This window comes from Nonomuraea aridisoli (assembly GCF_003236395.1).
GTDB classification, from domain to species: Bacteria; Actinomycetota; Actinomycetes; order Streptosporangiales; family Streptosporangiaceae; genus Nonomuraea; species Nonomuraea aridisoli.
Genome location: NZ_POUD01000355.1, coordinates 1 through 8,097 on the forward strand (window position 1 = coordinate 1; position 8,097 = coordinate 8,097).

The 8,097-nt window shown below is 68.3% G+C and carries 10 protein-coding genes; 5 read left to right on the top strand and 5 right to left on the bottom strand.

All coding sequences use genetic code 11. The annotated features are described in order from the left end of the window. The first annotated feature begins 176 nt into the window (after nucleotides 1-176). Nucleotides 177-458 carry a metal-sensitive transcriptional regulator gene (locus tag C1J01_RS43560; RefSeq protein ID WP_111184891.1) on the top strand — a complete coding sequence of 94 codons (282 nt, stop codon included), beginning with the start codon at nucleotides 177-179 and terminating at the stop codon, nucleotides 456-458. A gap of 10 nt (nucleotides 459-468) precedes the next feature. Next, nucleotides 469-849: a hypothetical protein gene (locus C1J01_RS43565; RefSeq protein ID WP_235855055.1), complete on the top strand. Its 381-nt coding sequence runs from the start codon at nucleotides 469-471 to the stop codon at nucleotides 847-849. A gap of 278 nt (nucleotides 850-1,127) precedes the next feature. Here C1J01_RS43565 and C1J01_RS43570 read toward each other — a convergent pair whose 3' ends face one another. The 4 genes from C1J01_RS43570 to C1J01_RS51665 form a co-directional block, all read right to left on the bottom strand. After that, nucleotides 1,128-1,595 carry a peroxiredoxin family protein gene (locus C1J01_RS43570; RefSeq protein WP_111184892.1) on the bottom strand — a complete coding sequence of 156 codons (468 nt, stop codon included), beginning with the start codon at nucleotides 1,593-1,595 and terminating at the stop codon, nucleotides 1,128-1,130. Between the two features lie 49 nt (nucleotides 1,596-1,644). After that, on the bottom strand, nucleotides 1,645-2,232 hold the full coding sequence (locus C1J01_RS43575; RefSeq protein ID WP_111184893.1) for an RNA polymerase sigma factor: 588 nt from the start codon (nucleotides 2,230-2,232) through the stop codon (nucleotides 1,645-1,647). Between the two features lie 316 nt (nucleotides 2,233-2,548). Beyond that, nucleotides 2,549-3,007, bottom strand: coding sequence for a WD40 repeat domain-containing protein (locus tag C1J01_RS51660; protein WP_268958806.1), 459 nt, complete (start codon nucleotides 3,005-3,007; stop codon nucleotides 2,549-2,551). Between the two features lie 131 nt (nucleotides 3,008-3,138). After that, on the bottom strand, nucleotides 3,139-3,600 hold the full coding sequence (locus C1J01_RS51665; RefSeq protein ID WP_220040410.1) for an SDR family NAD(P)-dependent oxidoreductase: 462 nt from the start codon (nucleotides 3,598-3,600) through the stop codon (nucleotides 3,139-3,141). A 51-nt stretch (nucleotides 3,601-3,651) separates the two neighbouring features. On the opposite strand from C1J01_RS51665, the gene C1J01_RS50630 reads away from it, so the two are divergent. Next, nucleotides 3,652-4,452 carry a helix-turn-helix transcriptional regulator gene (locus tag C1J01_RS50630; RefSeq protein WP_181449296.1) on the top strand — a complete coding sequence of 267 codons (801 nt, stop codon included), beginning with the start codon at nucleotides 3,652-3,654 and terminating at the stop codon, nucleotides 4,450-4,452. 56 nt (nucleotides 4,453-4,508) lie between these two features. Next, entirely contained in the window at nucleotides 4,509-5,801 is a 1,293-nt protein-coding gene (gene nuoH, locus C1J01_RS43590) for an NADH-quinone oxidoreductase subunit NuoH (RefSeq protein WP_111184895.1), read from the top strand. Between the two features lie 414 nt (nucleotides 5,802-6,215). On the opposite strand, the gene C1J01_RS43600 is transcribed toward nuoH, so the two are convergent. Further along, a complete protein-coding gene (locus tag C1J01_RS43600; RefSeq protein WP_235855056.1) occupies nucleotides 6,216-6,887 on the bottom strand; it encodes a DNA-3-methyladenine glycosylase family protein in 672 nt (223 codons plus the stop codon). Nucleotides 6,888-7,105: 218 nt separating this feature from the next. On the opposite strand from C1J01_RS43600, the gene C1J01_RS43605 reads away from it, so the two are divergent. After that, complete coding sequence (locus C1J01_RS43605; protein ID WP_111184899.1) at nucleotides 7,106-7,852, top strand: SDR family oxidoreductase; 747 nt, start codon at nucleotides 7,106-7,108, stop codon at nucleotides 7,850-7,852. Nucleotides 7,853-8,097 lie beyond the last annotated feature (245 nt).

Sequence of the window (8,097 nt, forward strand, 5' to 3'; positions counted from 1 at the left end):
GGGGTGGGACGGATGGCTGCGGCTTTCCTCGTGTCGGCGGGCGGTGCTGACAGTTTTTCTAGCACGCCGCCTGCCCGCGGCAGGGCCGAATTCACACATCCGGGGCGACCCGAACCTCCCGGAATACGGGGCGGGGGTATGGCGTTGCCTCACGTCGACGGCGGAGGGAGATCGGTATGGCCGGATACAGCGGCGGCAAGCAGGCCCACACGGCGCGGCTGCGCCGCATCGAGGGGCAGGTCCGCGGCCTGCAGCGGATGGTCGAGGACGACGCGTACTGCATCGACGTGCTGACCCAGGTGTCGGCGGCGACGAGCGCGCTGAAGGCGTTCTCGTTGTCGCTGCTGGAGGAGCACCTGGCTCACTGCGTCGCCGAGGCGGCGCGCAAGGGCGGTCCCGAGGCCGACGCGAAGGTGAAGGAGGCTTCGGAGGCGATCGCCCGACTCGTCCGTTCCTGAGCGCTCCGCCGTGCCGGCCGTTCCTGCGGGTGCGCGCCGACGAGGGCGTCACCGGCCGGGGCGAGCCGGTCGTCGAGGGCCGGCCGCGACCGTCCGGGCCGCCGTCACGGAGCTCAGCGACCACCTGATCGGCGAGGACCGGCTGCGCATCGAGGACCACTGGCAGGTCCTTACCGAGGGCGGCTTCTACCGGGGCGGCCCGGTGCTGTCCAGCGCGGTCACCCGCATCGACCAGGCGCTGTGGGACATCGCCGGCAAGACGGCCGGCTGCCGGTGCACGCGGCGGGCCGGTGCGCGAGCCGGGTGCGGATGGACGCCCGAATCGGCGGCGACCGCCCCGCCGAGGTGGCCGCGCAGCAGATCGAGGCCGGGTTCACCGCCGTCACGATGAACGGCTCGGGCGAGCTGACGCCCATCGACTCCCCGGCCCGCTCCCGCGAGGTCGTCTCCAGGACGTTAGAGCCGCCGATCGCTGAGGCGTCGGGGTCGGGCGAACCCCCGCGAACCTGGCAGCGGGCGGGGGCGTCGACGGCGGCCCGCCCGTCTATGTCTGGACACTCGTGCCCAGGTGACCAGGCCGCCGGAGCCAGGGCGCGGCTGTGGCCGTCCGGGGCGGGGGCACCCCGGTGCCAGGGCCGCAGTCGTTCACGAACGGCCGGTCGGAGCAGGTCACCCCCGCGTGCGGAGAGCCTGGACGGCGGCGGTGATGCCTTTGCTGTCGTAGCCGTTGGTGGGCATGGTGGCGCGGTGGATGTGGCGGACGATGCCCTGGGAGTCGATGAGGATGCTGCCTGACTGCTGCAGCGAGCCGAAGACCTTTCTGCTCAGACGGATCGTCTCGTGCGGGGTGCTGTGGCGGCCGACGAGGACGGGGAAAGGGATCTGGCGTCTGGCCTTCCACCCGGCCGCTGCCGGGCGGTCCTCAGGAACCGCGACAAGCACCTGGACATTGTCGGCGGCCAGCTCGTCGCGGCGCCCGATGAGGTCTTGGACGTGCCTGTTGCAGATCGGGCACGACGTCGACCGCATGAAATAGATGAGCATGGCACTATGGCCCTGGTAGTCGGACAGGCGGACGACGTGGCCGTCGGTGTCTTCCAGCACGATGTCGGGCGCGGGCGATCCGGTTTCCGGCATGGCAGAACTTCCCTTCTGACACGGGTGGTGGAATTACGGTCTGCTCAGGTCAGGTGCAGGTGGCTCCGGGGTCGCTCGGACCGCCGGTGGTTTCGGTCGTCCGGCCGAGGCTGAGCCTGATCGTGTTACGTGCCCGGTGCAGCTGGGACTTCATTGCGGCGTTGCTCAGGCCGAGCGTCTCGGCGACTCTCCGCCCCGGGTATCCCAGGACATCCCGCATGATCAACACTCTGCGCTGAACGTCCGGCAGCTCCCTGATCGCCTGCGCGACGAGCTCGCCTTCCAGACGCCGGATGACCTCGTCCTCGGCCGACTCCCCCGCCGACGTCACCAGACCGTCGTCGACCTCGTCGTAGCGGTCGAACAGCAGCCGAGCCCGGCGGAGGCACTCGTTGCGAACGATGCGGAACATCCACGATGCCAGCGCCCCGGTGGCGCGCAGTGAGCCGATCTTCCGGTAGAGGATGATCAGTGCTTCCTGCGCGGCGTCCTCGGCATCCTGCTGGGACGCGCAAAGATGCTCCGCGAAGCGCCGCACATGAGAGTGGGCGCCATGGACGACCGCGGTGATCGACTCTCGATCACCGGCCTGTGCGGCCTCGATGAGCTGCGTGCTCGCCCAGCCGCGGTCAGCCACGTCCGCGCCCTTGCCGCCGAAACGAGGTGGTGAACAGCGCCCGCCGCACAGCCGGCGGCACGACGTCACTCATTCGGATCTCCTTCCCCGCGTGACCGTCACCCTTATAAGAGACCCCGGCGCCGCGAAAGGATTCGCCGTCTCAGGACCGACCGCCCCGGCGTACTCCCGAGCGCCCGGGCCGCCGACCGGATCGGCCTGCGCGCCCCCGGCCCCCCGCGGACCCTGACGCGATCCTGTTCTCGACGTCATCGGCATGGGGCGCCCCGAACCGTGATCCGGTGGTCAAGGACGCCGCACGCCAGGTCACGCGCGTTCACGTGATGAAGTGCTGCCACAGGCACATCCGCATGTGGCGCTCACCCGCCGCAGGGATCGGAGTAACCGATGTCGGGAAGGTACTGGCTCCACTCCCGTACGGTGATCGCATCGCCACGTCTTCCGCAGATCCGTCGCTCGGCCGTTGCCGGATCCGTGCCGCAGAACTGGGCCGTACCGTCCGCCGCGGCGGTGACCACGGTCGTCCCGCAGTGGCGGCCACGTCGCGGAGCGGCTGCCGGTGCCCGCGCAGGATGGCCCAGAGGTCGCGGGAGGCGACCGTCCAGAGCCGGACGGTCCGGTCGTCGGAGGCCGTGGCGAGCATCACCGGTCGGTCGGGGCGCGTGACGTCCCAGACGCGGGCGGTCTCGTCGGTGGAGCCGGTCGCGATCAGGCGGCCGTCCGGGCTGAAGGCGACCGAGTTCACGTCCAGGCTGTGCGTACAAATGGTCGTCAACGGCGCCAGGCGGGCGGGGTTCGCGGCGTTCCAGGGTTGGACGGTGCGGTCCGCGGATGCGGTGGCGAGGATGCGGCCGTCCGGGAGACCTCGGCGCCGGCCAATCGGGGCAACCTGGCGAGCGCGGTACGTCAGCTCGGTGTGGAGGCGCGCGCCTCCACACCGCTCACCGAAGTGCTCGAGGCGTACCGAACGGGGTCGAACCTGTGTGGCGAGCTGTCCGCCTTGGACGAGTTGAGCCAGCTGACCAGACAGCGCGGATGCGCCGCCACCGGGCTGGAGGTGGCGAGATGAGCGCACGACGTGGCGACCGCCGTCCACGACACGGCACAGACCGCTGCCACTGCGCCGCCCTCGCGCGGAGCCTGAATCGCTCCGGGCCGCTGGCCGGAGTGGTGGGCCCAGGGGTTCCGGGACGACACGGTGGTGATGCCGGTGTTCCACGTCCGTCGCGCGAGTTTCTCGGCGAACAGCACGGTGGCCAGCTTTACGTCTCCATACGCCCGCATGCTGCGGTATTCGCCGCGGTTCCGGTTGAGGTCGTCCAGACGCAGTCGGCCACGGCTGGGGACGGAGCCCGCCGTGTAGATCACTTTGGCACCCGAGCCGGAACTCCCCGTGAGGTTAGGGCAGGATTGCCGGTGATGGCGATTCATTCGCTGCCGACGCAGCCACAGGCGGAGCCGTACCAGATGATCATCCGCCGATCACCGGCGCACCTGCGCCCGTACGTGCTGGGATGGGCCGGCTTCCGCGCCTGGGTGGGAGGGCCCGCCCACCCCAGCCGGATGCTGCCGCTCAACGCGGCCACCCTGATCATCGAGTTCACCGGCATGGACCCGATCGTCACCGGCCCCCGCGCCACCGCGACGTTCTCGGCACACGCATACTGGCGTCACGGGGTGGCGGTCGGGCTCACCCCCGCCGGGATGTCGGCGCTGACGGGGACACCCCTACGCGAGGTGACCGGCACCACCGTACATCTGGAAGACCTTCTCGGCTCCCGCGCCGCGGAGCTGACCGGCCGGCTGATCGCGTCGGCGAGCTGGGCGGACCGCTTCCGCCTGCTGGAGGAGCGGCTGACGGCGTGGCTGCGCCCCGACGCCGGCCCCAACGACCTGATCACGCACGCCTGGTGGCGGTTGCAGGAGCCGGTCGGCCCGCCCACCATCGGGTCACTCGCCGATGAGCTGGGCGTCAGCCGTCGTTATCTCGAGCTCGGATTCCGCCGGGTGGTGGGCCTGTCGCCCAAGGCGGTAGCCAGGATCGCCCGGTTCCAGCGGACCGTGGAGACGTGGAGACGGCCCTCGGCCAGGCTGAGCGAGGCCGTCGCCTGCGGTTACGCCGACCAGCCTCACCTCACCCGCGAGATCCGGGCGATGGCGCAGATGACGCCGAAGCAGCTGTTCGCATTCGTTCAATACACCGATCGGCTCACCGGCTAACGTGATCTTCCGCTCCGGACCGAACGAGTGCCGGGGAGAGGAAGGGGCAACACGTCATGGCAGGCGTTCTCGCGGCCGATCCCACCCTTGCCGATTTCGGCAAGGACCCGCTGTGGATCACCATCGTCAAGGCCGTGATGCTCTTCCTCTTTCTGGCGCTGGGAGTCATGTTCGGCGTCTGGTTCGAGCGCAAGCTCATCGCGCGGATGCAGCACCGCTACGGCCCCAACCGGGCCGGCCGGTTCGGGCTGCTGCAATCCGTGGCCGACGCGCTGAAGATGGGCCTGAAGGAGGATCTCTTCCCGCGCACGGTCGACCGGGTGCTCTATTTCCTGGCGCCGGTGATCATGGTGGTGCCGGCGTTCCTGGCGTTCTCGATCGTGCCGTTCGCGCCGATGGTCGACCTGTTCGGCGTGCGGACGCCGCTGCAGCTGGTGGACCTGCCGGTGGCGGTGCTGTTCATGCTGGCCATGGGCGCGGTCTCCGTCTACGGCGTGGTGCTGGCCGGCTGGTCGTCGCGCTCGCCGTACGCGCTGCTCGGCGGTATGCGGTCGGCGGCGCAGGTGGTCTCCTACGAGATCGCGATGGCTCTGTCGTTCGTGGCCGTCTTCCTGTTCGCCGGCACGCTGTCCACCTCCGAGATCGTCAAGGCGCAGGAGCACACCTGGTTCGTGGTGCTGCTCATCCCGTCGTTCCTGATCTACGTGGTCTGCATGTTCGGCGAGGCCGCCCGCATCCCGTTCGACCTGCCCGAGGGCGAGGGCGAGCTGGTCGGCGGCTTCCAGACCGAGTACTCCTCGTCGCTGAAGTTCGCCCTGATCATGATGGGTGAGTACCTGCACACCTTCACCGCCTCGGGCATCGCCGTCACCCTGTTCCTGGGCGGCTGGCGGGCGCCGTTCCCGATCTCGTTGTGGGAGGGCGCGAACGCGGGCTGGTGGCCGGTGTTGTGGTTCCTCATCAAGTTCGTGCTGACCTTCTGCTTCATCGTGTGGGTGCGGGCCTCGCTGCCGCGCATCCGCTACGACCAGCTGATGTCGCTGGGCTGGAAGGTGCTGATCCCGGTCAACCTGGCCTGGATCCTGCTCGTGGCCGCCGTGCGCAACCTGGTCGTCAACGAGGGCGACCGGATGATCGGGCTCGGCATCGCCGGAGCGCTGGTGATCGGCGTGCTCGCCGTCTGGCTGCGGATCGACACCGTCGACCAGCGGCGCAAGGAGGCGCAGAAGGCACAGGTCGAGGCCGAGTTCGAGGAACTGTCCAGCGAGCCGGCGGCCGGCGGCTTCCCGGTGCCGCCGCTCGACCTGCCGCACTACCACGGCGTTTCCCGGCCGCCGAGCCGCGCCTGACCTGTGGTCAGCTCGCGGTCCGGCGAGCATGGACTCCACGAGGCGATGGTCCGATTTTCGACCTGCCCGCTCGACCGTGCACCGCATCCTGAACCTGCCGCGGCCTGCACCGCCCGTGGAGTCCGTCTCCGTCGCACGACGCCAACGTCGAAGCGTAGGTATGCCACCGGTGACTCACTGGAGATTGTCGGGTCGCGGCTGGGGTTCTCAGCATGCACCGTACGCACCCACCTTCTTGGCGCTGGTGTCAACCCACGCGACACACCCGGGTACCGATGATTGGCCGGACTCTAGATATGGACTATAAAGTCCATGGAGGGGCGTCTCGCGTCAGATCGACTCGGTCACGCGTACCAGGTCAGCGAGGCACAGGAATTTCCTCGTCGTCATCGGCGCCGGTGAAATGACGCAGCACTACGACGTACCACCAGGAACGACAGGGTGCAGCTCCCACGCGTAGCCCCACAGGTACGACGTGGCATACGACCGATACGGTCGCCACGGCTCACCTCGCTGCTCCGCGGCCTTCGGCGTGATCACGCTGTCCAGTTGATCGAGTGCGGTGATCGCTTCGCGCACAGTAAGGTCGCCGGCCGGGAAGATGTCCGGTCTGCGCAGGTAATGCAGCATGAACCGTTGCGCGGACGACGGACCGATACCGGGTACAGCCATGAGGTCGGCGTGGATCTCGGCATCCGTCATGGTCGCGAGTTCGTCCATGTCGAGCAGACCGTCATCCGCACGTTCGGCGAGTGCACGGATCGTCCTGGCTTTCTGGTGAGACAACCCGACGTCGCGCAGGGTCTGCTCGTCGGTCGAGACGACACGCTCTGCGGTGATGGCGCCACCGAATTGCGCGACCAGTCGATGGTAGATCGCCAAGCTGGATGCTCTGCTGAGCTGTCGCGAGGTGACGGCGAAGGAGAACCATTCGAGCGGGCTGTCCACCGTGACGGGCAGATGTGCGTCGTAGGCATCGATCGGTCCAGTCGACTGCACCCACCGCGCGAGTGAGTCGTCGAGCGAGCCCAAGTACTCAGCAGCTGCATGCTGCTCCTTGGTCGCACGCTTCCCCGTGCGAGTCATGGTCACGGCACCAGCCTCGCAAACTTGGACGATATAGTCCAGTAGAGGTTTATACTCTGGACGGACCAGCTAGACATCTTGGTACATGATGCGGGCAGGCAACTGTCTCGCCGGCCTGCGAGCTCAGTGACTGCCGGCAAGTTCTCCTGCACGCCTGGCACCGACGCGATGCCGTCGGGCTGTCCAGTCGAGCCAACAACGAAGATGGAGTGATTGTCATGTCGGCACGTACAGCGCTGATCACGGGCGGCACCAGCGGAATCGGGAAGGCGGCCGCGCGGACTCTGCACGAGCGCGGTTACCGTGTCGCTGTCACCGGACAGCGTCAGGAGAGCGTCGCTCGCGCGCGGGAGGAGCTGCCCGACGATGTCCTGGTCTTGCAAGCTGACGCACGGTCGCTCCCGGACACTGACCGGGTCATGTCCGAAGTCGGAGCGCAATTCGGCAATCTGACCACGCTGTTCCTGAACGCCGGCGTGAACCATCCGATGACGCTGGAGGCTTGGGACGAAGCCGCGTACGACGATGTGTTCGCCGTCAACACCAAAGGGGTGTTCTTCACCCTGGTCAAGGCGTTGCCGCTGCTGTCCGACGGTGCTTCGGTCATCGTCACCGTGGGGATCGGAGCAACACGCAGCCTGACCGGTAGCAGCGTCGCTGCCGGGTCCCACGGCGCGATGCTGGCCATGATCCCGACTCTGGCCCTCGAACTCGCGCCGCGCCGCATCCGCATCAACGCGGTCAGCCCGGGAATGACCGACACCCCGATGACGCGGGCCTCGATCCGGACGCAAACCGAAGATGTCGCAGGGACCATGACGGCGATGGCCGAGCACAACCCGTTCGGCCGCCTCGGGACGCCAGAAGACGTCGCCGGGACGGTCGCTTTTCTGGCTTCGGACGATGCTGCGTACATCACCGGGCAAGAGATCGTCGTGTCCGGGGGCGCAGGCTTGGCCATCTGACCGAATCGTCACAGGTCGGCATTCGGCGTTGCCGCATGCGGCACCTACCAGAAGCGTCGCGGCGTGTGCGATCACACCAGGTTCCCGACTACACGCAGACACGCAACACCACCGTCTTAGCTTGTTCTTTATCCTCCGGATTGTTGTAGTACTGCGAGGGTGCGGCCCCGTCTGACGGTTTTGCCCACGTCGTAGCGGGGGGCGGGTCGGCGGTTGGGGATGCCAGGTGGGCGCCCGGGCCCGGG

Excerpts from the sequence above, each read along its gene's own strand:
- C1J01_RS43560 (WP_111184891.1), top strand. The coding sequence starts at position 177 with ATGGCCGGATACAGCGGCGGCAAGCAGGCCCACACGGCGCGGCTGCGC.
- C1J01_RS43570 (WP_111184892.1), bottom strand. The coding sequence starts at position 1,595 with ATGCCGGAAACCGGATCGCCCGCGCCCGACATCGTGCTGGAAGACACC.
- C1J01_RS50630 (WP_181449296.1), top strand. The coding sequence starts at position 3,652 with ATGGCGATTCATTCGCTGCCGACGCAGCCACAGGCGGAGCCGTACCAG.
- nuoH (WP_111184895.1), top strand. The coding sequence starts at position 4,509 with ATGGCAGGCGTTCTCGCGGCCGATCCCACCCTTGCCGATTTCGGCAAG.
- C1J01_RS43600 (WP_235855056.1), bottom strand. The coding sequence starts at position 6,887 with ATGACTCGCACGGGGAAGCGTGCGACCAAGGAGCAGCATGCAGCTGCT.
- C1J01_RS43605 (WP_111184899.1), top strand. The coding sequence starts at position 7,106 with ATGTCGGCACGTACAGCGCTGATCACGGGCGGCACCAGCGGAATCGGG.